Source organism: Gemmatimonadota bacterium (genome assembly GCA_009835325.1).
Lineage (GTDB): Bacteria > JAAXHH01 > JAAXHH01 > JAAXHH01 > JAAXHH01 > JAAXHH01.
In genome coordinates this window covers 1-25,531 of sequence record VXWP01000092.1, presented here as the reverse complement: position 1 = coordinate 25,531, position 25,531 = coordinate 1, and the positions used below count along the sequence as shown (strand labels likewise).

The window sequence follows — 25,531 nt, the reverse complement described above, 5'->3', positions numbered from 1 at the left end:
AAACAGAGGGCCGGCTACAGAATGAAGCGTGGGAAGCATGGCCCCGCCGGCAACGAGTCCTGCCGCGAGGGTCTCCAGGAAATGTCGGCGGTCCATAAACGGTTCCTGTCGGGATCGGGATGGGTCCGAGCCGGATGGGATTGTGCAGCCTGACTGCTGATACGGATACCGGATTCGCCGCGGGTCCTATCTCCGCGCCTGTCATAAGCTTACACACGTGTAGTACGTCTGTCAAGGCATTTGGGGGCGGTAACGGGGGAATGGATCGGCGTGGGAAGCGCAAGGTCGCATCGGGGTTTGATATATGGACGGCCAGGGATTAGAATACTAGAGAGGATCGGCAAGAAAAGAGCATGGTTCGGCGTATGCGGGTGACTTCGAGGTAATACATCCCGCATAACCATATCCCGCGTGACCATATCCCGCGAGACCACATCCCGCGAAATCCTACGAGGAAGGACATCTACATGTCGCTCGAAAACAAGACGGTCGTCATTACCGGCGCGGCGATGGGCATCGGACGTGCCGCAGCCCTGTGCTGTGCGGAGGCCGGGGGACGGACCGTCCTGGCCGATATCGAGGAAGCCGGGCTGAAAGAGACCTTCGGCGATATACACGCCGCGGGCGGCGAGGCTTCCTGCCAGGTGGTGGACGTTTCGGACGCCCGGCAGGTCGAGGCGCTGATGGCGGGCGCGGTCGAAGACTTCGGACGGATCGACGCGCTCATCAACTGCGCGGGCATCCTCGAGGGCGCCTTCGTGCCCGTGGACGAGCTGGACGAAGCAGTGTGGCAGCGCGTAATGGACGTAAATCTGAAGGGGTCCTTTCTTACCTGCAAGTACGCCGCGGCCGTGATGAAGGAACAGCAAAAGGGCGTCATCGTCCTGTTGTCCTCCGGCGCCGGCGTCCGGGGAGGCAGTTCATCGGTGGCCTACGGGACCAGCAAGGGGGCCGTGCACGGGCAGGCGGTCGTCCTCGAGAGCCAGCTTTCGCCCTTCGGCATACGCGTTCACGCGGTCTGTCCGGGAGGCATCGCAACGCCTATGAAGCTCAGGAACATCGCCCAGGCGGCCGAATCCCAGGGCGGGTCGGTGGAAGAAGCGCTCAAGCAGGCGGAAACATACCTGGGCGACGCCGAGGGCGTGGGCAGGATCCTGGCCTTCCTCGTATCCGACGAGGCCGACCACCTGCGCCAGACGGTCTTTACCCGGTGAGCGTGGACGTAAAGGCGTAACACACCTCGTGGCGGTACACTTCATCCGGTTGCAGGATGACAGAAGGCCATCCCGGCGATCCCCGCCGATTGACCGCATCCGGAAAAGCCTGCGTCTCCAGGCAGAAGCCGTGGTGCCTGCCATACACGGCGCCCTGCTTGCCGGTGAGCGCATCGGTCAGGTTGTTTCCCGTGTAGAACTGTACGCCCGGTTGATCGGTCCGGACCGCCATGGCCAGGCCCGAACGGCGGGAAGCTACCTGAGCGGCCGGCCTCACCCGCCCGCCCGCGTCACGCAGGACGAAGTTGTGGTCGTAACCCCCGGGACCTCCCGTTACGTCGGGCTCCCGCGGACCAGGTTGGGAAATCGCGTCCATCTCCGCAGCGATGGGCTTCGGTTCCGTGAAGTCGAAGGGCGTCCCGGCAACCGGCCTGATCTCGCCCGTGGGAATGAGATGGCCGTCGACGGGTGTGAAGGCGTCGGCGAACAGGGTCACCTCGTGGTCCAGCACCGGACCGGCCTGGTGCCCGTTCAGGTTCCAGTAGGAATGATTGGTCAGGTTCACCACCGTAGACCGATCGGTCCGCGCCTCCATCGAAATCCGTAGTTCGTCGTCTCCGGCAAGGGTGTAGGTAACCGTCGTAACCACCGTGCCGGGATATCCTTCCTCCCCGTCCACGCTCGTATAGGTCATCGCGACGAAGGGACCTTCTTCCCGCTGGCCAAAGTCCAGCGGTTCCCAGACCTGCTTGTCGAATCCGCCCGGTCCGCCGTGGATGTGATTGGGGCCCGCCCCGTCGTTGATCGCCAGGTGGTAGTCCCGTCCTTCCAGCGTAAACCTCCCGCCTGCGATCCGGTTGGCATAGCGACCGACCGTGGCGCCGAAGAACGGATGACCGCCCAGGTATTCGTCAAGCGTATCGAAACCGAGTACCACGTCCACGAGACGCCCTGCCGCGTCCGGAATCTCCAGCGACTGCAGAATCGCGCCGAAATTGGTTACGTGCGCGGCCGCGCCGCTCGCCCCGTTCAACGTGTAGAGATAAACGGGCCGGGACCGGTAAGCACCCCAGATAGTCTCTTCAACAGCACCCATCGCACTGGCCTCCTCAAACCGAAAATACACGACAGGATTAACTCGATCAATGAAATGTCCGTACGGTACGGATCCATGGATTCGAGAGCTGGTTCTTCGCTTCGACTGATATGATTCAGGATCGCGGGTCGCCTGCGACTTTGATTACGATGACGCACCATCGGCGGGAGAAAACCATCCCATGGTTGAAACACATTCGGCGATTTGTCCGGCCCCGTTCTCGCCGGACGAGGTGTCCCGTTGGGAACGAAAGGGCCGTGGCCTTGCCGTTTTCCGGTGTCCCGACACGTTTTCGCTGCCTGAAGTCGAGTCCCGTCCGGGTACGGCCTTCCTGGTCGATCCGGATGAAGAACGAGAGATACCGGGCGATCCGAACCGCCTTGTGCTGAAATTGACGTCACGGTGCACGCCCGACCTGAACAGCCTTGTGAACCGCATCGTGCTTCCGGCGTACAGACTGCACATCCCCTTGTACCTGCTCGCCTCATGGAACGAGGAAGACCTGGATACCGGGGCGGTCCGCATACCGGACAAAGAAGAGATCGAAGCAGCGATGTTGCCGCTCTTGAAAGAACAGCTTCGGTCTCTCCTGGCATTCACATGCGTTGTGTTTCCGAATGTCGAGGCGCTTTATGCGTCGAGGAAGCCCTGGATGACCCCAGTGGAAGTCATGATGCGCGAAGGACTTACCCGGGCCGGCCTGCCTCACCGGATTCACGTTCGGCTGGGACCGGCCTGCGTCGACGCGCTGGTTGGCGACCCGCAGGATGGCGACCTGCACGATGGCGAACCGCACGATGGCGAACCACATAATGGCGCAATTGTGGTGGAGATCGACGGAAGGGGGTTTGTCCGAGACGACTGGCTTCGGTCGGACACGGTGCTGACCGAAATACACGGCATACGAGAGGTCATCCGGTTCGGCGGGAGTGAAGTCGTGCACGATCTCGATGCGTGTGTCGAGAAGGTTCGTTCGACGCTGACGAGACGGGGAGGTGGATCCGGCTGCGGAAACAAGCCACAGATCCGGATGCCTGACCCGAATCCTGGTCTTGCGGGGGAGCAGGCCAGTTGCCTGAACCCCCGCGCCGGCGTGGTGCTCACCCTCGCCCCGGCGGGTTCCGGCAAGACGCGGGTGTTGACACGCCGGGTCGTGGAAGCCGTTCGGGGCGGAATAAAACCCGACCGGATATTGTGCGTGGTCTTCAACAAGGCGGCGAGCGAGGTCATGTCCGAGCGTATACACGGCGATGCCGGACTGCCAGGCGTCCATATCCGAACGTTGCACAGCCTGGGATACGAGATCTGCAGGCAGGCGCCGGACAGCCCCTACGCGGGCTACGGCGTCGTTACCGATCAGACGCTGCCGGGCGGGTTGACCGATCTTTTCAGAGAGGTGCTGAAGGCGGATTTCGAGCAGCACGCATCAGCTGCGCCCTATCCCTTCCCCGAGCATCTCGTCGTCGCGTACGAGGAAGCGGCTTCACAGCACAGGAGAACGCTGGCGTCCGCCGGTGGAGACGAAACCTGTGCCGAGATCGAAGGATTCGACGGCCGCCAGGCGCACAGAATCCGCGAGGAAGTGGATCGCCGGATGAACGCGAAAGCCCTGATGACCTTCGACGAGCAGTTGTTCCGGGCCGTGGAAATCCTCATGGAGCATCCCACTGCCCGTTCGGTCTACCAGCACCGCTTCGATTCGGTCCTCGTGGACGAGGTCCAGGACCTTACCCCCGTACAGTTCCTGATGCTCCGGCTGCTCTCCCTGCCCCTGAACAACCTGTTTGCGGTGGGCGATGACGACCAGATGATCAACACCTTCACCGGGGCGGACCCCGAGAACATCCGCTCGTTTCAGCGGTGGTATCCGGGCGCGGCGATCCACACTCTGGGCGCGAATTACCGGTGCAGGCCGGACATCGTAACCCGTTCCGCCAGCGTCATTTCCCACAACGTCAACCGCTTCGACAAGCCTATCCGTCCCGTACAGGTCCAGGCCGGACCGGGCAGGGACACCATCCGGATCATCGCATGTCCTTCACTGGAAACGGAAACCGATGCCGTGGTACGCACTATTCGCCGATGGAGAAAAGGGGGTTACGGATACGGGGACATGGCCGTCCTGGTCCGCGTCCAGTCGATCGCGGCGCCCCTGCAGTCCGCGCTCAAGGAGGCGGACCTGCCCTTCGACCCCATGGACGCCGGCGCACTGTTCCAATCCCACGCGGGAAGGACCCTGGGGGCGTATTTCGACGTTATCGCCCGTGATGAGCGGGCCGATCCTCTGTCCTATGCCCTCAGCCTTTCCTTCCCTTCCAGGCGACTCTCCAATGAACAGTTGCGCGATGCGGCGGCACTTGGCCGCCGGTTCTTCGTCCGAATGGACAGTCTGTCCAGTGGGCGAACCGACGGGCCGCGGGTTGAGGTGGTCGCCAGTGACGTGGTCGCTAATGAGGTGGTCGCCAATGTAGAGACATACCGGAACTGTGTCGAATTCCTGCGCGGCGTCTATGCTTCACCAGACGGGTCTCCAGTTGGGTTTCTCGATGAATTACTGGAGCGAACGGGCCTTGGCGCATACTACATGAGGCAGGAGGAGAACAGCCGGCAGCGCATGACCGCATCCAGCGCGGAATCCATCGATTCCATTCGCCAGATTGCCGCCCGATATGTCTGCACGAAAGCATTCGTGGATGCGTACCTGGAGGCGATGGTCTCCGAAGCCGTCGCGGACCCGATGGACCGCGTTCATTCCGGTACGTCCGGGGACGATCGCATTACCGTTACCACGATTCACCGGAGCAAGGGGGACGAATACAAGGGCGTCATCCTCTTCCACGTGGTGGAGGACATCCTGCCCCACCGGCGGATGACCGGATCAGAAGCGGATATCGAGGAGGAACGGCGCGTATTCTACGTTGCCCTGACGCGGGCCGAGGAAAGGCTGTGCATCACGACGCAGCGTAAGCATCCGTCCCGGTTCCTGGCCGAGATGAAGACTGCCGGTGGAGGTAGCCGACTGATGGGCTTGCGCGGACAGCTGTCGCGTGTCCGTCCGATTTCGATAGCACGATCCGTCCTGGGCCGCTGCCGCCGAATGCTACCTTGACCCGCCCGCCGCATTCACCGGCCAGGTCTCGATCCCGTCCGTAGTCAGGACGGTATACGACCGGGCCAGGTTCGCCACGGGACAGCTGTGTACCGGCACCACGCGGATCTTCGACCCGATGGCCAGATCGAGCCCGTTTCGGCCGACCATGCCATGCTCTTCCGAGACCTTTTCGACGATCATTTCACAATCGGGTTCGAGGAATCCCGATGCTGGATAGGTCAGGCCGAAACCCTGGTTGCCCGTCATGCCGTGGACGCCCGTATCCGAAGTCAGCGTCTTCGACCCGGCATCCGTTACGAAGTATCGATCGTTCCTGCTGATCACGGTGGCCAGCACGGTCAGGGCGACGTCGACTACCCGGGCCACGCCCACGCGGACGGGGAGCAGGTCGAGAAAAACATAGTTCCCGGGCCTGATTTCCGTAATCCCGTCGAAACGCTCCGTAGCGAGGACGGCCGGCGTGGCGCCCACGGAGACCTCTCGGACCGGAAGGCCGTCCGACTGCAAGGCATCGCGCACGGCGACCATGGTGCGGCGCTCCACTTCCGCGATTCCGGCGGCCTCTGCTTGGGATTTCGAACCGTACACGTGACCGGCGTGGGACAGGATGCCTCGGAATTCCAGATTGGCATGATCGAGGATCATCCCGGCCAGTTCCCCGATATGCGGGTCGTCAGGCAGCAGTCCGCACCGGTGCAGCCCCACGTCGATTTTAAGAAACAGTCCGACGGTCCGGTCGTGGGCCGCTGCCAGCTCGCCCGCCACCTGGATGCCCTCCTTCGAGTCGGTCACCACCCGCACATCAGCGCCCTGATCCCGCGCAGCGGACAGCAGCCGGTCCCACTTCGATGGCGATACCACCGGCCGGGCGACGGTGATGGACTCGAACCCGCCCTCGATGAAGACCTGCGCCTCGTCCACCGTGGCGACGGTGACGCCCGATGCACCCAGGCCGATCTGTCTCCGGCCGATTTCCAGGGACTTGTGGGTCTTGATGTGGGGACGCAGCGCGACGCCGTGCCGGTCCGCCAGGTCCTGCATGGCGCGCAGATTGCCCATCATCCTGGTCTCATCGAGCAATACGGCGGGCGTTTCCACCTCGTTGAGCATGTCGTCTGTGTGCATGGTTGGATCCGTCACCGGGTCACCGATGGGTAAAGAGCCACGTTGGATGTTCCTAGATTATACGCAGCGCGTCAACCCTTCGGCGCGTGTCCGCCCGATCATCCTCCGAGGCCATCCCCCAGGCCGTCCTTCGTGGCCGCCTATCGTGCGGTTTTCCAACTTGACACGACATACAAATGAAAGGCACATTTTCCGGGCAGCCACCTGCGAACAGTTTACGCTTCACCTCGGGGAGCATGGCATGGCTCGTCAAAAAGCGGTGGACCTGGCAAAGCGGTATGTCGAACGATCGAATCGTCACGTGCTGGACGATGTGTTTCCCCTGTTCGACCTCGAAGCCACCTACCGGTCGTCGCAGTTCGGTCTGTTCGAGGGTCTGGACCAGATCCGGGACATGATGACCGGCTTCTTTACCACCTTCCCCGATGTGCACTGGACGGTGGACGACTATCGCGCAGAATCCGACGATACGGCCTCCTTCGAATTCACGATGCGGGCCAGCCATGCAGAAACCGGACAGCCCGTGGAGCGCCGGGGACTCGAAACGATCACATTCACGGGGGAAGGACTGATTCGCCACGTCGAGGTCGAAGTCGCGCAGCCGGGTTGACTGGCAGCTCCCATCCATGCATCCCTTACTCTCCGAAATACTTAGCGCGGAAGAACGCATCAGGTCCCATGTCCTGCAAACGCCCCTGATCCATTCCATGCCGCTGTCGGCTAAAACCGGGGCGGATGCCTACTTGAAGATGGAAAGCGAGCAGCACACCAACTCCTTCAAGGCGCGCGGGGCCATGAACAAGGTGCTGTCGCTGGCCGGCGAGGAGAGGTCCCGGGGCGTGGTGACGTCCTCGACGGGCAACCATGCGCAGGGCGTCGCCCGGGCCTGCATGATCACCGGCTGTCCGGGGACCATCTACCTGCCAAACGGCGTCGATCCTTCCAAGATTGAGGCGATCAAACAGTATCCCGTGGACCTGGTCTTCCACGACGGCAATCCGCTCGAAACGGAGTTGCATGCAAAGCAGCAGGCCGCCGCGCTGGGAAGGACCTGGATCTCGCCCTACAACGATCCGCAGATCATCGGCGGCCAGGGTACCATCGGCATTGAACTGTCGCAGCAACTGTCCACCATCGACGATGTGTTCGTTACTGTCGGCGGCGGCGGGCTGATCGGAGGGATCGCCGTTTATCTGAAGGCGCACAGCCCGGGTACGCGGATCATCGGCTGCCAGCCCGATCGGTCGGCGGCCATGTATTACTGCGTTCGCGCGGGCCGCATCGTGAGCACCGAGCACGGCGAAACGCTTTCCGACGGTTCGGCGGGCGACGTGGAGCCGGGATCGATCACCTTCCCGGTCTGCCGCGAACTGGTAGACGACTACATCCTGGTGTCGGAGCATGAAATCGGCGAGGCCATCCGGTTCATGGTCCATGCTCATCACAAGATCGTCGAAGGCGCCGCCGGCGTCGCCGTGGCGGCCCTGCTGAAACGAAAAGACGCATTCCGTGGACGAACCGTGGCCATCGTCATCTGCGGCGCAAACATCGCCGCCTCGACGCTCAAGACTGTCCTGGCTTCCTGAGTTTTAAGGTTTAGTCTATGTCTCCATAGGCGACTGCTTAACATCTCCTTAACGACTCCTTAACGTTTTCGTGCCATCTCGCAAATAACGGAAAGGTCCCATGTCCCAGTCACTTCCGAACATCCTGTTCATCATGTCCGACGACCACGCGTCTCACGCCATCAGCGCCTATGGAAGCCGCATCAACCGAACCCCCCATATCGACCGGATCGGATCGGAAGGCATGCGGTTCGACAACTGCTTCTGCACCAACTCCATCTGCACGCCCAGCCGCGCGGCGATTCTGACGGGCACGTACAACCACGTAAACGGCGTCACCACGCTGGACACCCACCTGGACGGCCGTTTGCTGAACTATCCCAAGGTGCTGCAGGAACACGGGTACCAGACGGCGGTGGTGGGCAAGTGGCACCTGGGGCACGGCGGCATCCACGATCCCACGGGCTTCGACCACTGGAACGTTCTCCCCGGCCAGGGCCTGTACCACGATCCCGAGATGATCGAGATGGGAGAGCGGTCGACGCGAAGCGGGTACACCACCGACCTGATCACGGACTATGGGCTGGAATGGCTCCGCGGGCGTGACCGGGAACGCCCCTTCTGCCTCATGGTGCATCACAAGGCGCCGCACCGGCCCTGGGAGCCCGATGACAAGCACGCCACGATGTATGAAGAGCAGGACATTCCGGAGCCGGAGACCTTCGACGACGACTATTCGAACCGTGCCCAGGCCGCCGCGGCCGCACGGATGCGCGTCGAACGCGATCTCAACGCCGAGGACCTGAAGGTACCCGTGCCGGAGGGCCTGTCTCCCGCAGAGGAAAAAAGCTGGAAGTACCAACGGTACATCAAGGACTACCTGCGGTGCGTGGCCTCGATCGACGACAACGTGGGCAGGATGCTGGACTTCATCGACGAGGAGGACATCGGTGAGGAGACTATCGTGATCTACACGTCGGACCAGGGGTTCTTCCTCGGCGACCACGGCTGGTACGACAAGCGCTTCATGTACGAGGAATCCCTGCGCATGCCCTTCCTGATCCGCTACCCGAGGGAGGTGGCGCCGGGCAGCGTGAACGGCGACATGATCCTGAACGTCGACTTCCCGGCGACCTTTCTGGACTGCGCCGGCGTGGGCATACCGTCCTCATTCCAGGGTCGTTCGTTCCGGCCCCTGCTGCGCGGCGAGACCCCGGCCGACTGGCAGACGTCCATGTACTACCGGTACTGGATGCACGGCGCACACCACAACGTCTGCGCCCACTACGGCGTCCGGACCCTTCGGTACAAGCTGATCTATTATTATGGCGATCCGCTCGGACAGGAAGGCGCGATCGGCCCGAAGTCGCAGCCGGAATGGGAACTCTTCGACCTGGAAAAGGACCCCTGCGAGCTGAACAGCGTGTACGCGGATCCGGAGTACGCGGAGGTGGTCGCGGAGTTGAAGGAAGAGCTGGCGCGGTTGCAGGAGAAAGTGGGGGATGAGCCGTACGGCACCCTACATCATTGATGATTCAGACGTTTCGCTGCTTTTTCCCGAGTCGCACTACGAAAACCGATCCAGTTGAACCAGGCCAATGAAATAAGCGACCTGGCGACTCCACCGGGTAACCGTCTCAAACCTCTTGCAGGTAGACTTACAGGTTTTTTATTCCATTCGCATCAACGTACAGTGGCGAATCGTGTTTAAGTGGACTGATTCCGGCCCAGCGAAAGTCAGTATTACAGATTACCATGGACAATATCCCTGTAACGTTATAGGATACAGAAATGAACGAACCCATCACACCCGGCGAGATCCTGCTCGAGGATTATCTCAAGCCAATGGGCATTTCGCAGAATGCCATGGCTCGTGCCATCGGGGTTTCCCCTCGGGCAATCAATGAGATCGTGCACGGTCGGCGGTCGATAACGCCATCCATGTCGATTCGCTTTGGAGCCTTTTTCAATCAGTCAGATCAATTCTGGCATGGGATCCAGGTGGAATGCGACTTTAGAAAGGTCGCTGGGGACAAACCTCGGCTCATCGACGGGATCCAACCCGCGACCGCACTGACGCAAACCCGCTGATCTGCGTCCTCTTAGTCTCAGCAGATTCCAAGTGGAATAACCCGCGGCCACGCTGGGCATAATCCACCAAAAAGAAAAAGGCATCCGGGATTGAACATCCTGGATGCCTTTTTTACAGCAACAGCGTTGTCAGCGTCTTTACGTCTGACCGATCAGGCGTCGCCGGTCGCCACCTTGCCCTGGGCGGGCTGGAAGTGCACCGCGGCGATGGCCTCGCGTACCTTGTCCACGTTCTCGGTGAAGAGAATGCCGAGCTGGGTCAGGGTCCGGTCCATCCGCGTGTTCTTGTCGTGCACGGGGAAGATGTGCAGGTTCTGGACCCGGGCTCTCACGTCGTCCACCATCTCGCCGGCCATGACGACCAGGTCGGAGTCCTTAAGTGCTGAGATCTTCTCCTCGCTGAACTCTTCCACGCGGATGTTCATCTCGGCCAGGAACGTGCGAAGCACCCGGCTCACGTCCACGTTGGAGACAGCCAGCACCACGCGCTTGTAGCGGTCCGGCGACAGGGACACGTTCTCGGCGCGGAGATCGGCCAGGTACTCGGTGTGCTCCTTGAACCACCGCTGAAGGATGGAGTATCCGTTCAGGCGCAGCAGGCCGTTGCGCAGCTGACGCGCGGCTTCCCGCTTGTTGAGCCTGAGCGCGTTGAACGCGGCGCTGGCGAGCTTGGACGCGATGCGGTGCGGCGCGTACATGCCCTTCATCCCTTCCATCACCGTGTTGACCAGCTCGTAGCGGGTCATGTTCGGTACGGGGTGGTTGGCGTGATGGCCGTCGTAATGGCTCCAGTCGCGGCTCAGGTACTCCCCGCCCTGCAGGTCGTAGCGGATGGTGTCTTCGGAACCGGGCAGGTAGGTCAGGATCATGCACTGCGACGTCGCCAGATCCTTCTTCTTGGCGAATTCGAACTGGGTCTTGATGGTCTCCGGATGATCCGAGTCGGCGCCGGCGATGAACATGGCGTGGAGGTCGATTCCATGATCATGGATCGCGTCGATGGCCACCTCCACGTCGTGGGCCGTCTCCTTCTTGCCGTACAGCTCCAGGGCGGTCTCGTCGATGGATTCGAAACCGACCATCACGCGGTCGCATCCCGCCTCGCGCATTTTCTTCATCAGTTCCGGCTGCTTCGAGATCTCGTGGCGCATCTGCGCCGCCCACGGGATGATCAGCTTCCGGTCGATCATCCCCTGCATGATGGCCATGGTGCGGTCCACCGGCACGTTGAAGATGTCATCGGCGAAGAAGAGATAGCTAAAATTCGGCATCTTCGTATAGGCTTCCAGCATATCGAGCACGCGCTCGACGGAATGGCCGCGCAGCTTGTGCCCGTTCAGCTTGGTCACCGTACAGAAACTGCAGTCCCAGGGACAACCCCGCTGCGTCTGTATCGACATGATGTCCAGCCTGCCGGACGGTACCAGGCTGAAGTCCGGTATGGGCAGCACGTCGAGATCCTCCGCCTTGGGCCGCTCCGGGTTGTGGATCGGCCTTCCGTCCTCCACCCAGGACAGGTTGGCGATGCCGCGGTAGTCGGCGCCGGACTCCAGGCACCGGACCAGTTCGACCAGGGCATCCTCCCCCTCGCCGCGCACGACGAAGTCGCAGTGCTCCAGGGCTTCGTCGGGCACGAACGTCGGATGCGTTCCACCCATCACGATCGTCTTCTCGGGATAGACGTTCCGGATGAAATCGGCGTACTGGTACGATCCGGGCGCCGTGGACGTCAGGGAGGAGATGCAGATCAGATCGGCTTCCCCGAACTCGTTCGTGTCGATGTCTTCCACCTCTTCCAGCATCACACGGACGCCGTAGCCCAGGTCCCGCATAATGGTCGCGAGCACCAGGCACCCGATGCGCGGGATATAGGCGTCCGAATACACGTGAAGGTGGGAGGATTTCGGTTCGAGAAAGAGGATGTGCTTGATACTTTTACGCATTGCTTACTCCTGTAGAAACCGTCCGGAAAAGCGCCGTCGGCGGGTCTACTGCATGGATGCGATGAATCGGTCGAACAGGTAATCGGCGTCGTGCGGTCCCGGTGACGCTTCGGGGTGATACTGTACCGAGAAAACCGGATACCGCCGGTGCCTGAGCCCCTCTAACGTCCGGTCATTCAGATTGATATGGGTCAGTTCCACCTCGGATTCGTCGAGGGTATCGGCGTCGATGGCGAAGCCGTGGTTCTGGGCGGTGATTTCCACCCGACCCGATTCGTTCTGCCGCACGGGCTGATTGGCGCCCCGGTGGCCGAACTTCAGCTTGAACCGTTCTCCGCCCAGCGCCATGCCCAGTAACTGGTGACCGATGCAGATGCCGAATATGGGCTTCCGCTCGATCAGGACTTTCAACTCTTCAATGGCGTATTGTACGGCGCCCGGATCGCCGGGACCGTTGGACAACATGATGCCGTCGGGGTTCAGCCGCAGCACCTGCTCGGCCGTGTAGTCCGCCGGCAGGACGAGCACCTGGCAGCCCCGACGCGCCAGGTTCCTCAGTATATTGTGCTTTACGCCGTAATCCATGACGACGACCCGATGGGTTCCGGGTTCGTCGAAGCCGTTCCAGATCCCCTCCGGATCGTCGTCGGGAGGGTCCACGTAGATACGACGATCTCCCTCCCACCGGTACGGCCGGTCCGTGGTCACTTCGCGGACCAGGTCCTGGCCAACCATTCTGGGCACGGCCCTGGCCTGTTGAACGAGCGTCTCAGGGTCCGCCGCGCCGGAACTTATCACGCCGCGCATGACCCCGTCAACGCGGAGCCTGCGGGTAAGTGCCCGGGTATCGATTCCGGAAATGCCAACGACGCCATGGTCGTCCAGGAAGCGGTCGAGACTGCCGGTCGAGCGCCAATTGCTCGGGTTCCGCTGGTACTCCCGAACCACGAATCCTTCCACGTGGGGGTGGAGCGATTCCAGGTCGCCGGGATTCACGCCGTAATTCCCAATCAACGGGTAGGTCATGGTGACGATCTGACCTTTGTACGACGGGTCGGTCAATACCTCCTGGTATCCGATCATGCTGGTGTTGAAAACGACTTCTCCCACCTTTTTCCCGGTAGCGCCAAAGGATTCGCCTTCGTAGACTGTGCCGTCTTCCAGGGCCAGCCATGCCTCCATAAACGCTCCTTCGGGGGGTTACCAGCGGGTTGGACCGGATATTGGAGATTACGATACCCGTAACCGGCCGTCATGTCAAGGAAAATCGCCCCGCGGCACCCCGTTCGGCACCCCGGAATGCCTGCCCGCCCAAGGGGCCGCTACGCCTGGGCTTATCGCCCCTCGGCACCTCCATACGGCGCCGGCGTTTCCCCGGCGGGAGGACGCCGATCGCCCGATGATATCGCTTTACGGGCACTGGCGTCGAAGGTATATTACCAGATCGTCGTGGAGGAAGCAGAATGACCTTTCTGAACGCGTTGATGCTGTTTGGGCTCGTTGCGGTCGCCGTACCGATCGTCATACACCTGTTTCACCGCCAACGAGTCTCCACCGTCGATTTCAGCTCCGTCATTTTTATCAGGGATCACCATATGCAACGGTCCCGGGCCCTGAGGCTCCGGGAACTTCTGTTGCTTCTTCTGCGAGTGCTCATTGTCCTGCTCCTGGTGATGGCTTTCGCAAGGCCGGTCATCGAAGGCCTGGCGGGCGCCTTGCTGGGCAGCAGCGTCGAACAGCGGTCGGTCTTCGCCATCGTACTGGACAATTCATACAGCATGGGCGCCGGACGCTACGGGGACACGCCGTTCAACGCCGCCAGGACCGAGGCCGGACGCATTGTGGATGCGATGCAGCCGGGCGATGAGGGCCTGATCATACTGACCGCCGCGCCGGCCGAGGCTGTCCCGCCCGTTCCCACGGTTCGGACAGCAGCGCTTTTGGCGCGCCTGTCTGAAGCTGAAGTATCCGAGAGTTCGGGAGACATCGCCGGCGCCTTGCGTCTCGCACGCCGGAAACTGGCTGGCAACGTATCGGCGCACAAAAGCATCTACCTCCTGTCGGATTTACAGCGAAACGACTGGGAGCGTCTGTCCGAGCCCGGATCGGAGGTGCCTTCGGAATCCCATGCGCCGATCTACCTCTACCCCTTCGAGGCGGGGAGCGTCGTCAACGCCAGCATCGACGAGGTCTCCGTCAGCGAGGGCCTGCTGATCCGCAATCAACCGGAGCGGTTTGTCGCGACCTTCACCTACCGAGACGGCCTTTCAGCGGGCACAAACCGTCCCGGGGAGACCGGGCAGGCCGGGGAGACCGGGCAGGCCGGGGAGACAAAACGGACCCGGGAAGTCCGGCTCGTCATTAACGGCCTGGACCGCGACAGCCGCCAGGTGACGGCCGAAACGGGCGCGGCGGGTACCGTGCAGTTCCACGTCGTCATCGACACGCCGGGCAGGTATTCCGGTTACGTGGAACTGGACGAGGATGATGTCGCGGCCGACAACCGGCGGTATTTTACCCTCGAGGTCCCGGACGCCTTTGGCGTTACCGCGGTTGGACAGAGTGAATCCTCTTACTTCATCGAGCAGGTATTGAAACCGACGGGCGGATTGGTCACGCCGGTGGACGTGCAGACTGCATCCGCCGACGTGTTGAACAGCGATCTGTACGAAGCGGGCGTGCTGATCGTGGACGGCGCCGCGGAACTGACGGCGGCGCGGCTTTCCAGCCTGGAGCGTTACGTTTCTTCCGGGGGCGGCGTACTGGTCTTCCTCGGAGAGGGACTGGATCCGGCGGTTTACGAAAACGGATTCTTCACCGGCGTCTTCGACTGCTCGATCACGTCACGAAGGGGATCGCCCGGCAGCAAGAGCTCCTTCCATCGGATGGACCAGGTCGACTTCGAGCATCCCGTGTTTCGATTCGACGGCCGTTACGCCGAATCCCTGTCGGCCGGCGAGGCCAGGTTCTACGCGTCCTATGGCGTCGATGCGGGCCTCGGTGCACGGGTCATCGCGCGATTCATGGACGGAACGCCGGCGGTCCTCGAAGGTCGGTCCGGCAGCGGCCGCGCGCTGTTGGTCGCTTCTGACTTGAACACCGGCTGGAGCGACCTGGCGTTGCGCAGCGCGTTCGTACCGTTCATGCATCGGAGCGTACGATATCTGCATCCGTCGGTGACGGTTGCAGAAGGGGGGCACCTGGCGGGAGAACCCATCGTACGGCCTGTGACTGATTTACGGCCAGACGCCGGCCTCTACCTTGAGTACCCCTCGGGACGTACCGAGACGGTCAATGCCCGGACCGGACGCTACGGGATTACAGTGGAAGTTCCGGACACGAGACAGCCCGGCGTGTATGCTTTATGGGACGGTGACGCCATCGTACAGGCCTTCGCGGTAAATCCGGACACGCGGGAATCGGACCTGGCCCGGTTAACGCCGGAAGAGGCGGCCGGGTTGTTCGGCGCCGGGGAGGAAGTCATGCTCATGGACCCGGCGAACGCCCCGGGCGTCCCCCGCGGCGGGACATTCGGCGCCCCGGGCGGGTATGAGATCTGGAAGTCTTTGATCGTCCTCGCGATGGCGCTCATATTGACAGAATACTGGCTGTCGGGATCGCGAACCGGGCGGACCGGGCGAACCGGGCGGACCGGGCGGACCGGGCGGACCGGCGGGAGCATGGACCGGAGAAAAGCGTAGCTATCTTATGCATGAAATGCACGAAATACCCCGAAACACTCGTGAACGCGCCTTGTTAGTCGGCATGGTGCCTTCGAACGGACGGGTCGGAGAGATGGAGGAATCGCTCGACGAACTCGCCCTGCTGGCCGACACCGCCGGCGCGAAGATCGTCGATCGGATGATCCAGGTCCGCAGCGCCATGCATCCGGCGTACTATATCGGAACCGGAAAGGCCCGTTCCATCGCCGAGTTGTGCGAGGCGGAAGAAATCGACCTCGTGATTTTCGACGACGACCTCACCCCCGCGCAGGTCAGGAACCTGGACCGCGTTATCGAACGGCGCATTCTGGACCGTAGCGGACTGATCCTCGATATATTCGCCTCGCGGGCGAAGTCGAAGCAGGCCAAGCTGCAGGTTGAACTCGCCCAGTTGCAGTATATGATGCCGCGGCTGACGAGGCAGTGGGACCACCTGTCCCGGCAGGAGGGCGGCGTGGCGGCCGGTTCGGGCGGCGCTATCGGGGTCCGGGGGCCCGGCGAGACGCAACTGGAGATCGACCGGCGGCTGATCCGCGGACGCATTACCCATCTGCGCAGGAATCTCGAACAGGTGGCCGCTTCTTATCACCGACAGCGACAACGGCGAAGCGACATGTTCTGTATCGCGCTGATCGGGTATACCAATGCCGGCAAGTCCACGATTTTCAATGGATTCACCGAGGCCGGCACGCTGATCGAGGACAGGCTGTTCGCCACCCTCGACGCGACCACGCGCGTGATCAACGTGACCCCGGGTCAACCCGTTCTGCTATCGGATACCGTGGGCTTCATTCGAAAACTGCCCCACCATCTGATCGCATCCTTCAAAAGCACGCTGACCGAGGTCTACGACGCGGACCTCCTGGTACACGTGGTCGACGGCAGCCATCCCAACCACGCGGAACACATCGTGACGGTGAACCAGGTGCTGGCGGAACTGGGGGCTTCCGATCTGCCGCTGCTGCTGGTCTTCAACAAGGCGGACCAGCTGGAGAATCCGGACGCCCTGGAATTCCTGGAGCTTTCCTATCCCGACGCCATCACGATATCCGCACTGGATCCCGGTGACGTGGAACGCCTGCGCCAGGCGATTTCAATCAGGGTCGACCGCCATCGCGTGGAAGTGGAACTGCTGATCCCCTACGAGAACGGGCACGCCGTTTCCGTGGCCTATGAGTCGGGGGAAGTCCTGCACCGGGAAGACGAACCGGAGGGCGTTCGCCTCACGGTCCGCATGATGCCGTCCGTTGCCGGTCGTCTCGGCAAGACGCTGGATGCATTTGTCTGCAGATAAGGGTAATGAGCGGCGGCAGGGCTTGCCAGTGCCAGGCACTCAGGGCTTGCCCGGGTCGGTCTCGGGCGCGCTGAGGGGTCTGGATTGCGTCGGCGTGTCGTATCCCCTGTGTTCCAGGAGCTGGCTCTCGTCAATAAGTAGCAGGTCTTGCCGCCAGTACGGGTTGTAAAGTTCTCCCCGCGCCGAGGAATGCACCAGTTCGTACCTACCGATGTTCCGACGATCACCGAAAACGAAGAAATGACGTCCTCCTTCCGTGGTCCGTGAAGGATCGCCCTGGACGCCTTCCGTGTAGTACCAGATCTGGTAGGATTTCATGATGTTGTCGGAATCGTGCCGCTCGATTTCCTCCGGCTGTCCGTACCGGATGAAAACCGAGCCGCGGTCGCTTTCCGCCCCGCCCAGCTGATAGTCCGCATAGGAGAACCGCTCGTTGAACACCATCATGGATTCGTTCTCCGGAGTCTCGGGCGTCGGGTCGCGCATGCGCCAGAAAGCGATCAGGAATTCGGTCTTGCCTTCGAGGTCGAGATTGTCGTAGAGTTCGCGTTCCCGCTTGGAAGCGATGATGGCCAGCTGTCTCCGTCCCCGTTTTGCCTGATCCTCGGTCAGGACCGTGGCGGGCGGGGGCGGCGCCGGGGGCTGGACGATCTCGAAGACTGACGAACTGGTCGCTTCAGTTCCGGCCTGCGCGTCCCTGACCTTGATTTCCAGGGTATAGATGCCTTCCGGGAAGGTCATGTAGTCCAGGGCAATCACGTCCAGGCCGTCGGATCCCGATACCTTCCGGTTCTGTTTGGGAGGAAGTGGAAACGTCATCTCGTTGGCATGACTGGTTACCGACGGGTAAATGTCGTAGGTAGCCTCGTTTGTCGCCGAATCCGGAGTCAGGTTGTACATCTCGAAATACAGAAACAGGTTTCGCGGCTTATAGCTGCCGTCTTCAGGCATTTCAATCCATTTTTCGAATATCCGCAAGGGGTTGGGCAGCACCAGCAGGCCGTTTTTCGTGAACCGGTTCTGCTCCTGCGCCTGCTGAATGAGCGTGGAGAACTGCAGGTCGCTTACAGAGAGTTCAGCTGCGTCAAGCGGCTGGGCGACAAAGGGTTTCTCGGCTTCGCCGGAACGCCTGGAATTAAGGTCTGTCACGATGGCCTTCGCCCGGTAGGTGCCCGGGGCGACGCCCGCGGCGATCTGTTCCAGTACCACTCTTTCCTCGCCCCTTCGGGTGATGGTGACGGGCCGGTCCGTCTGGTATTCCCTCTGCTGAACCGACTGGAAGACGGCGTTGTCCTGCTCGTCGATGATGGACAGATCGATCTCGAAGGTGGCGACGTAGACACCGTCATCTTTTTCTTCAAGGGTAAAACCGCTCGGGCGGCACAGGAAATAGAACTCCAGGTAGGTCTGTCCTTCCTCCCCCCTGAAACCGCTCACGTCCACGGAAAAGTCGACTTCGCCGGTGCTGTTCGCCGGTACGAGAAGGGGGTCGCCTCCGGCGCCGGTGGAATCCGCTTCCGCCGCGGTGTTGGGATCCGCCTCAGTCACGGCGGGTTCCTGTTCCTGCCCGTGAGTGGTCCAGGCGGACCAGGCGATGAGCAGGCAGACCAGACAGGCTATACGGCTGTAGTATCCAATCACTTCGGGTTCTCCGGTTCGGTGTCGTTCCGGATTCCCATTCATCGCGGGAAGCCGGCCGTCGCGTCGCAAGCCGATTTAAGGATATCGATTGACTTGCGGATCATGGAATAACGTTCTATGATATCCCACGGCCATGCGTGGCTGTGTGCTGAAAAGATATCCATAATGTAAGGTTTTATTTGCTTCCGGGCAACTCATTTGTCGTTGCAGCGGGGCACGCCCGGCCCGTATTGCGCAGGAGGGTTCCATGCTCAGGCTCTGGTCGGATCGAATCCTTCCCCCCGAGATCCGCGCGGAGTTCGACCAGCGGCTGCTCGTCCACGGTTCGGCGGAATCGTCGCCCGATGATCCGCTCCGGGACCTGCCCGGCGCCCACGCGATCGTCGCCGGCGCCCGACGGAACTACGACGGGGGTTTTCTGGACCGGTATCCGGACGTGAAGGTCATCTGCAGGACGGGTATCGGCATCGACAACATCGTCGTTCAGGATGCCACGGAACGGGGCATTGCCGTCTGCAATACACCGGAAGGCCCCACCATATCCACCGCGGAAACGGCCATTGCCCTGATCCTGTCCGCGGTCAAGCATATCAAGCGGGTTTCCGGCGAATTCGCGGAAAGTCCCGGGAAAGACTACCTGTCGGGCTACCAGGGCATGGAGGTCTTCGGACGGACGCTGGGTCTGATCGGGTTGGGACGCATCGGCGGCCGGGTCGCGGAACTGGCCACCGCCCTGGGCATGCGGGTGATGGCCTACGATCCCTATATCGAGGCGGAGCGGGCATCGGCGATGGGCATCGAACGGGCGGAACGGATCGAGGACGTGCTGGTCCGGTCGGACGTCGTCTCCCTGCATGCGCCGCTCACCGAGGAAACCCGCCGGCTGATGGACGGCAAACGCTTCGCGCAGATGAAGCCGGGCGCGTTCTTCGTCAACGTTTCGCGGGGCGGACTGGTGGACGAAGCAGCGCTCTGTGCCGCGCTCGACCGGGGCCATCTCGCCGGGGCTGGCCTGGATGTATTCGATCCCGAACCCCCGTCCCCTGAGAACCCGCTGCTTCACCGCGCCGCCGTCGTCGTCACTCCGCACATCGCCGGCGTAACGGTCGCGAGCCGGGAACGCATGTGGCGCATGGCGCTTACCATGGCCCTCCAGGTCTGGAACGGGCGCCGTCCGGACCACATCGTCAATCCGGAAGTCCTGTCCGGCTGAGACCGGGCGGATGCGGTCTACCTGAAGACCTGGACATCGGCCGCCCGAGGCGCGTCCACGCCGTGCTTCATGCGCAGGATCTCCTTCTGCCGGTCCGAGAGCAGGCCGTACCATTCAGCCGGAAACCCTTCGTGGGGATCATACTGGAACATGAGCATGCGTTTCCGGTAGTGGGCGAAGAGGGCGTGCCGGTTCGCGCTGCCGCGGTTGGCCCCGCCCGCGTGCCAGCACTGGCCGTTGAAGACCAGCACGCTGCCCGCCGGAGCCGTAGGCTGCACGTAGTACTTCACGTCGGCATCGCTGGCAGGATGAGGTAACCCGCTGCGGTGGGTGCCGGGCACGACCCGGGTTCCGCCGTTTTCCGGCGAGAAACCGTCCAGCATCCACACGGTGTTCATCATGACAGGCGAGGCCATGTTGAGCATTTCCGCCGGGATGTCGCTGTGAAAGCCCTGGTCGCCGTCCCCCGGACGCACGATGCGGCTGTTCAGGCTTCCCAGGATCAGCGACGACTCGAGGTAGTGCTCGAGGATGGGCAGGATGCGGGGATGGTCGATGACCGGGAAGAAGATCGGGTCCAGGGTAGGCAGGTTGGCAACGTGCCGGCAGGAACCTTCGCCTTCCCGCTCCACGCCGGCCTCTTCGTCCAGGCGGACCAGCACCCGGCGCATCGATTCGACCTCGTCGCCGCACAGGACGTGTTCTACGACCGTGAAACCATACAGATCGAGTTCGTAAACGGCGTTTTCGAATTCGGTCATAGTCTACTCCAGGTATGCGCCCGGTATGCGCGTGTTGGCGTACTCCGCGTCCGCGGTTCGGGCCAGGATAGGTCCGGGTACCTCGTCCGTCCAGTAGTCCGGCACGGTGGCCGGGCGCATGTGCCATGCCAGGAGCAAAGTCCTTCGCCTCGTGCTGTTGTTTCCCCGGGCCGAGTGCAGCAACCGCGCCTCGCCGATCACGAGGTCGCCGGCGCGGACGGGAACGTCGACGGCGCCGGCGTGGTCGCCGAACAGGTGAGGATCCTGCTCATCTGCGTACCAGGCCGTCTGCTGGTGCGGCGCTTCCACCTCTCCGTGCAGAGGTATGCGCTTCAGGTGCGTGCCCGGAATCACGCGAAAGCATCCGTTTACGCGGTCCGTGTCCACTAGGTAATAGGATAGAAAAAGCTGTTGAGGCCAGGGTGCCAGGCTCAAGGGGTCGTTCCAGGTATCCCAGTCCTGGTGCCAGTACAATGGCGGCCCGCCGGGCGGCTTGCTCAACACGTGGATGGTCCCGTTGGGCGTGAAATCGTCCAGTTTCATGGCGCGCATCCACGCCCCCGTCGCGGGCCAGTCCAGCAGCCGGCGCATCACGGCGTTCTCCTTGGTATCCACGTGGATATCCGATCCCTGGTATCGCCATTCAGGCTGGTATTCCGCGGCGTCCAGCAGCCGGTCCGATTCCTGGCGTAGTTCGCCCAGGAACTCGGCAGACAACACGCCTTCGACGTGGCAGTACCCGTTCCGGGTCAGCTGCTCGCGTTTTTCCTCGCCCCTCTCCCTGGTCATATCCCGGCTTCCAATCCCGCTCTAACGTTTGTGGGTTCGACCCGCTTCCTGCAGGGTTCAGCTACGCGTTCCCCCGGGAAAGTCCGTTGTCCACCAGGTACTTGTAGCTCTTCTTCACCGCTTCGACCATGTCCGTCGCGCAACTGTCCAGTTCGACGATATGCCATTCGGTGTGGTTGCCTCCGGCTGCGATCACGCCGGGAAGGTCCACCTTGCCTTCGCCCAGGGCGGTCATGTCCGTATTCCGAAGGCAGGGCCCGTCCTTGAGATGCAGCAGCGGCGCACGGTCACCGAGCCGTTCGAGCACGCCGGCCGGGTCCGGACCGCCGACCTGCACCCAGTACACGTCCACCTGGAAAAAGACCTCGGGCGCGAGATGCTCGAGGAGGATATCCGTCGCAATCCGTCCCTCCACCTCCTGGTACTCCCACCAGTGATTGTGAATTCCGAAGGTCATGCCATGGGGCGCCACGGCCTCCGCGGCCTCGTTGAAGCGGTCCGCCGACCACCTGATGTTGTCCACGGTACTGTGGTCGTCCCGGCCCAGTCCGGATACGACGCGCTTCGTCCCGATTGCGCCGGCCGTCTCGACGACGTAGGACCTGTTCTCGCCCACGGGCAGGGGAAGATGGGCGCTGGGAACCTTAAGATTCAGCGATTCGAAGAGTCTGCCGGCCGCTTCGGGCGTCGTACCTGGAAATCCGGCGGGTTCGACGCCCGCGTACCCGATCTCCGCAGTCAGGTTCACTACGTGTTCGAAGTTCTTGTCGGCCATTTCTCTGAGCGTGTACAACTGCAGGGCTACGGGTGGGGGCATGGTGCGGCACCTCTTTCGATGCTAAGCCGGCCTGAACTTCTCAGGCATAGGCGGTATGTCCGGGAATTATCGTCTGAAAGCGCGGGGAAAATATACGTCCAGCGCGGGCGCCTTGCAAGCGAATCGTCAGGAGAGTCCGTAAACGAATTCACCGCCACCCCGCTTCAGGAAGGCGTCGCCTTTGCGGAGCATGCGAAGTACGCTTTCTTCGTGGACGATCCCGAGCAGTTCTTCCCTGGCAAACCACCTGAGATCGTGGGATTCATCGCTGATTTCAAGCGGTTGCTCCGCGGCGGCGGCCAGCAGGTAACGCAGATCGTAGTGTTCGTGGGCAGGAATGCCGGACCGGGCGGCGATTACGTGAATGTCCACGTCCAGGGGAACGTAGCCTTCAGGATCCCGGTACAGTCCGAATCCCTCGAGCCCCGATTCCTCCCGGGCTTCCCGGAGGGCGACTAAGTGGGGGCGGGGACAGCCGTCCGCATGACCTCCCAACTGCAGCCAGCGGTCGAAGATCCGGTGGCGGGTCAACAGGTAATTGGACCGGTCGGGCGAGACGATCCAGGCCGAACCGGTGATGTGGGCCGGCATGCATGTCCTTTCGAAGCAGTCGGGGCGTCCGGCGACCAGTTCCCGTATCCGGATGACCGTGTCCTCTTCCGCAGGATAACACGATTGGTAGTGATCCAGCGCATGCAGGAGTACTTCCCGGTCCGCATGCCCGGCCTCTTCACTGCCCGGTGCGCTCAACGGTCCTGTCTTTGGTGGCTTCGGCCCCGACGGTCCGTATTCCGGTGGTCTCATCTGTCCGATTCCCAGTAGCATGGCACGCCCAGGTCATCGCCCAGTTCCCGCAGTGACTGGATATGGGCGTCGTCCAGGGGTATGCCGCGTACGCCGAAATCGGCCTCCCGTTCGGCTTCGGTTTCCCCCGGTAGAAGTGCGCGATCAAGCCCTGGCAGGGGTTCCATGGCGTGCACTTTTTGCCTGAGGTCCGCGACCGTCCGCGTGTAGTCGGACGGGTCTCCGATGAAGGCGGGGTCCAGGACAACGGCGGTCAGGCTGCTGGTGGCGCCCGGAAAGCGCCGTTCGACAGGAGACTGCACGTCCACGGGCCAGGTCATCATGACGGAGGTGACCTGGTAGGCCAGCCCCTTGATCAGGGGGAGCACACTGATTTCCGCGACTTTCTGCATCACATCGGGCAGTTCCAGGTGGGTGCCCATATCGATCAGTACGGGCGGCTCACCTTCCGCCGAAGGGAATCCAAAGCTGACCGGAGGGTTGTTCAACGCTTCTGCGACGGGTTGCGGTCGGTCGAAGGGCAGGGGACTCATAGGTGTGCTGTAGTACAGGCAGATCATGCCCGCCCCGGTCGCGATGCGCGTCCAGTTGCCGACAGAACCCGTGTGGCCGCAATGGGTCGCCGTGACCAGGCAGATCCCCGCGGACCTCGCCCTGGACACCGCCGATCGAATCGCCCTGGCGGACACCAGGTGCCCCATTCCCCCGTCGCCGTCCCATTGCACCACGGCGCCGGCTTCCCGGTAGATCCTGATATTCGGCCGCGGGTTGCATCGTCCGGACTGGAAGGACCTCACGTAGCCCGGAAGCTGGCGGGTCCCGTGGCTGAGGACGCCTCGCAGATCCGTCGCGGTCAGGTAATCGGCCATTTCCTTCCCGTGGGCTTCCGACAGGCCGGCCTTTCGAAGCGCTTCCTGGGCAAAGCGGCGCAGGGCCTTCGCGCCGTAGCGGGGGTTGGTGTAGTCAACGGGAATGATGGCCATTCATGCCTCCGGTATCAACTTAAGGTCCGTAACCTCCAAACCTTAACCATAATGAGACTCGAACGGCAAAACAACCGCTATCCGATCGCACTGCCGATCGCTTTGACATGGGTCGCCGCGGTTTGACATGGACCGCCGCGGCATGTACCTTTTAATCTTCTTCATCGCATGCCTTTCGAAACGCGCTCAACGTCGAACGCCGATGTACGGCCTAACCAACTCCCGGGGCACGAAATGACAACGAAACCATTAAAGGATCGCGTGGCGGTCGTTGCGGGCGCGACGCGCGGAACCGGACGGGGGATCGCCCGCATGCTCGGTGCGGCGGGCGCTACGGTCTACTGCTCCGGGCGAAGCGTGAAAGGCCGTCCGGCCACGCCGGGCCGTCCCGAGACGATCGAAGAGACCGCCGAAATGGTCACGGCCGAAGGTGGCCGCGGCATTGCGGCAAGGACCGACCACACCGTTGAAGCAGAAGTGGAGCGAATGTTCGCTCGCGTAAGGGACGAACAGGGACGGCTCGACCTCCTCGTCAACGACATCTGGGGCGGCGATGAAATGATCGAATGGGGTTCGCCGTTCTGGAAACTCGATCCGGCTAAAGGATTGAAAATGCTCGAAGGGGCGGTGCACACCCATATCATCACGAGCCGTTACGGCGTACCGCTTATGATCGAGCGGAACGCCGGACTGATCGTGGAAGTCACCGACGGCGACACGATGGGCTATCGGGGCAACCTCTTCTATGATTTCGCTAAAAACGCCACGATCCGGCTGGGCTACGCTATGTCGCGCGACCTGCACGCGCACAACATCACCGCACTGACCGTTACCCCTGGTTTTCTACGGTCCGAAGCGATGCTGGACGGCATGGGAGTCACGGAGGAAAACTGGCGGGATGGTATCAAAGAGGATTCATTCTTCGAGGAATCGGAGACGCCGTGTTACATGGGCAGGGGTGTAGCGGCCCTGGCGGCCGATCCGGACGTCGCGTCAAAACATGGTGGACTTTACGGTAGCTGGACGCTCGCGAAGGAGTATGGATTCACGGATCTGGACGGACGCCAGCCGGACTGGGGCAACTACTTCTCGGCCAGGATACAGGAAATCCTGGATCACGTAGCATCGCCGGACGAGATGGACCTGTACAATGTTCGCGCCCGCATGAACCAGATCGAACTGGATCCTGCGGCCGAGGAGGAATGCAGGCGCATGAGGGATTATCTGGATAAGCATGAGTGAAAATTACGAGGAGGTTATCGCATGGTCGGACCATCCTCTGCACGCATACTCTCCGGCTTGGTGACATTGAGCCTGCTCAACCTGTAAATTCTTGTAAACATCACCGCACCCGTATATAC

Annotated in this window: 20 protein-coding genes and 2 pseudogenes (1 of these 22 cut by a window edge); 11 read left to right on the top strand and 11 right to left on the bottom strand. The window is 61.9% G+C overall.

The genetic code is table 11. The features are described 5' to 3' along the window. Nucleotides 1-96, bottom strand: a pseudogene (locus tag F4Z81_13250) (molybdopterin-dependent oxidoreductase); it reaches 537 nt to the left of the window's first position. 371 nt (nt 97-467) lie between these two features. Between F4Z81_13250 and F4Z81_13245 the strand changes: the two are divergent. After that, nucleotides 468-1,214, top strand: coding sequence for an SDR family oxidoreductase (locus tag F4Z81_13245; protein ID MXW06014.1), 747 nt, complete (start codon nt 468-470; stop codon nt 1,212-1,214). Here the strand turns inward: F4Z81_13245 and F4Z81_13240 are convergent. Beyond that, nucleotides 1,204-2,310: a galactose mutarotase gene (locus tag F4Z81_13240; GenBank protein ID MXW06013.1), complete on the bottom strand. Its 1,107-nt coding sequence runs from the start codon at nt 2,308-2,310 to the stop codon at nt 1,204-1,206. The genes F4Z81_13245 and F4Z81_13240 overlap by 11 nt on opposite strands. A 181-nt stretch (nt 2,311-2,491) precedes the next feature. Between F4Z81_13240 and F4Z81_13235 the strand changes: the two genes are divergently transcribed. Next, the gene (locus tag F4Z81_13235; GenBank protein MXW06012.1) at nt 2,492-5,419 is read left to right on the top strand and encodes an ATP-dependent helicase; all 2,928 of its coding nucleotides are present in this window, start codon (nt 2,492-2,494) and stop codon (nt 5,417-5,419) included. On the opposite strand, the gene F4Z81_13230 is transcribed toward F4Z81_13235, so the two are convergent. Continuing rightward, a complete protein-coding gene (locus F4Z81_13230) occupies nt 5,411-6,547 on the bottom strand; it encodes an alanine racemase (GenBank protein MXW06011.1) in 1,137 nt (378 codons plus the stop codon). The genes F4Z81_13235 and F4Z81_13230 overlap by 9 nt on opposite strands. Between F4Z81_13230 and F4Z81_13225 the strand changes: the two genes are divergently transcribed. From F4Z81_13225 to F4Z81_13205, 5 genes and pseudogenes are all read left to right on the top strand, one after another. Then, nucleotides 6,417-7,157, top strand: a complete 741-nt coding sequence (locus F4Z81_13225) for a nuclear transport factor 2 family protein (GenBank protein ID MXW06010.1) — start codon at nt 6,417-6,419, stop codon at nt 7,155-7,157. The genes F4Z81_13230 and F4Z81_13225 overlap by 131 nt on opposite strands. A 16-nt stretch (nt 7,158-7,173) precedes the next feature. Continuing rightward, on the top strand, nt 7,174-8,133 hold the full coding sequence (locus F4Z81_13220) for a threonine/serine dehydratase (protein ID MXW06009.1): 960 nt from the start codon (nt 7,174-7,176) through the stop codon (nt 8,131-8,133). A gap of 100 nt (nt 8,134-8,233) precedes the next feature. Then, on the top strand, nt 8,234-9,643 hold the full coding sequence (locus tag F4Z81_13215; protein ID MXW06008.1) for a sulfatase: 1,410 nt from the start codon (nt 8,234-8,236) through the stop codon (nt 9,641-9,643). Nucleotides 9,644-9,691: 48 nt separating this feature from the next. After that, nucleotides 9,692-9,869: pseudogene (locus F4Z81_13210) on the top strand (plasmid maintenance system killer). A 34-nt stretch (nt 9,870-9,903) separates the two neighbouring features. After that, nucleotides 9,904-10,203 (top strand): HigA family addiction module antidote protein, encoded by a 300-nt coding sequence (locus F4Z81_13205; protein MXW06007.1) that lies wholly within the window; start codon nt 9,904-9,906, stop codon nt 10,201-10,203. Nucleotides 10,204-10,355: 152 nt separating this feature from the next. Here the strand turns inward: F4Z81_13205 and F4Z81_13200 are convergent, their stop codons facing one another. Next, a complete protein-coding gene (locus F4Z81_13200; protein MXW06006.1) occupies nt 10,356-12,146 on the bottom strand; it encodes a radical SAM protein in 1,791 nt (596 codons plus the stop codon). A gap of 45 nt (nt 12,147-12,191) precedes the next feature. Next, nucleotides 12,192-13,328, bottom strand: coding sequence for a glutamine-hydrolyzing carbamoyl-phosphate synthase small subunit (gene carA, locus F4Z81_13195; GenBank protein ID MXW06005.1), 1,137 nt, complete (start codon nt 13,326-13,328; stop codon nt 12,192-12,194). 281 nt (nt 13,329-13,609) lie between these two features. Here carA and F4Z81_13190 point away from each other — a divergent pair, with 281 nt between their 5' ends. Continuing rightward, nucleotides 13,610-15,847, top strand: coding sequence for a VWA domain-containing protein (locus tag F4Z81_13190; GenBank protein ID MXW06004.1), 2,238 nt, complete (start codon nt 13,610-13,612; stop codon nt 15,845-15,847). Nucleotides 15,848-15,863: 16 nt separating this feature from the next. Continuing rightward, nucleotides 15,864-17,162: a GTPase HflX gene (hflX, locus tag F4Z81_13185; GenBank protein MXW06003.1), complete on the top strand. Its 1,299-nt coding sequence runs from the start codon at nt 15,864-15,866 to the stop codon at nt 17,160-17,162. A 39-nt stretch (nt 17,163-17,201) separates the two neighbouring features. On the opposite strand, the gene F4Z81_13180 is transcribed toward hflX, so the two are convergent. Further along, on the bottom strand, nt 17,202-18,845 hold the full coding sequence (locus F4Z81_13180) for a GWxTD domain-containing protein (protein MXW06002.1): 1,644 nt from the start codon (nt 18,843-18,845) through the stop codon (nt 17,202-17,204). 205 nt (nt 18,846-19,050) lie between these two features. Here F4Z81_13180 and F4Z81_13175 point away from each other — a divergent pair, with 205 nt between their 5' ends. Continuing rightward, nucleotides 19,051-20,016: a hypothetical protein gene (locus F4Z81_13175; protein ID MXW06001.1), complete on the top strand. Its 966-nt coding sequence runs from the start codon at nt 19,051-19,053 to the stop codon at nt 20,014-20,016. 17 nt (nt 20,017-20,033) lie between these two features. Here the strand turns inward: F4Z81_13175 and F4Z81_13170 are convergent, their stop codons facing one another. The 5 genes from F4Z81_13170 to F4Z81_13150 form a co-directional block, all read right to left on the bottom strand. Beyond that, on the bottom strand, nt 20,034-20,777 hold the full coding sequence (locus tag F4Z81_13170) for a phytanoyl-CoA dioxygenase family protein (GenBank protein MXW06000.1): 744 nt from the start codon (nt 20,775-20,777) through the stop codon (nt 20,034-20,036). 3 nt (nt 20,778-20,780) lie between these two features. Continuing rightward, the gene (locus F4Z81_13165; GenBank protein MXW05999.1) at nt 20,781-21,566 is read right to left on the bottom strand and encodes a phytanoyl-CoA dioxygenase family protein; all 786 of its coding nucleotides are present in this window, start codon (nt 21,564-21,566) and stop codon (nt 20,781-20,783) included. A 61-nt stretch (nt 21,567-21,627) separates the two neighbouring features. After that, the gene (locus tag F4Z81_13160) at nt 21,628-22,383 is read right to left on the bottom strand and encodes a sugar phosphate isomerase/epimerase (protein MXW05998.1); all 756 of its coding nucleotides are present in this window, start codon (nt 22,381-22,383) and stop codon (nt 21,628-21,630) included. A gap of 126 nt (nt 22,384-22,509) precedes the next feature. Continuing rightward, entirely contained in the window at nt 22,510-23,208 is a 699-nt protein-coding gene (locus F4Z81_13155) for an NUDIX hydrolase (GenBank protein ID MXW05997.1), read from the bottom strand. Beyond that, nucleotides 23,184-24,170, bottom strand: a complete 987-nt coding sequence (locus tag F4Z81_13150) for an Ldh family oxidoreductase (GenBank protein ID MXW05996.1) — start codon at nt 24,168-24,170, stop codon at nt 23,184-23,186. The genes F4Z81_13155 and F4Z81_13150 overlap by 25 nt, the downstream gene beginning before the upstream one ends. 234 nt (nt 24,171-24,404) lie before the next feature. Between F4Z81_13150 and F4Z81_13145 the strand changes: the two genes are divergently transcribed. Beyond that, nucleotides 24,405-25,412: an SDR family NAD(P)-dependent oxidoreductase gene (locus tag F4Z81_13145; protein ID MXW05995.1), complete on the top strand. Its 1,008-nt coding sequence runs from the start codon at nt 24,405-24,407 to the stop codon at nt 25,410-25,412. Nucleotides 25,413-25,531 lie beyond the last annotated feature (119 nt).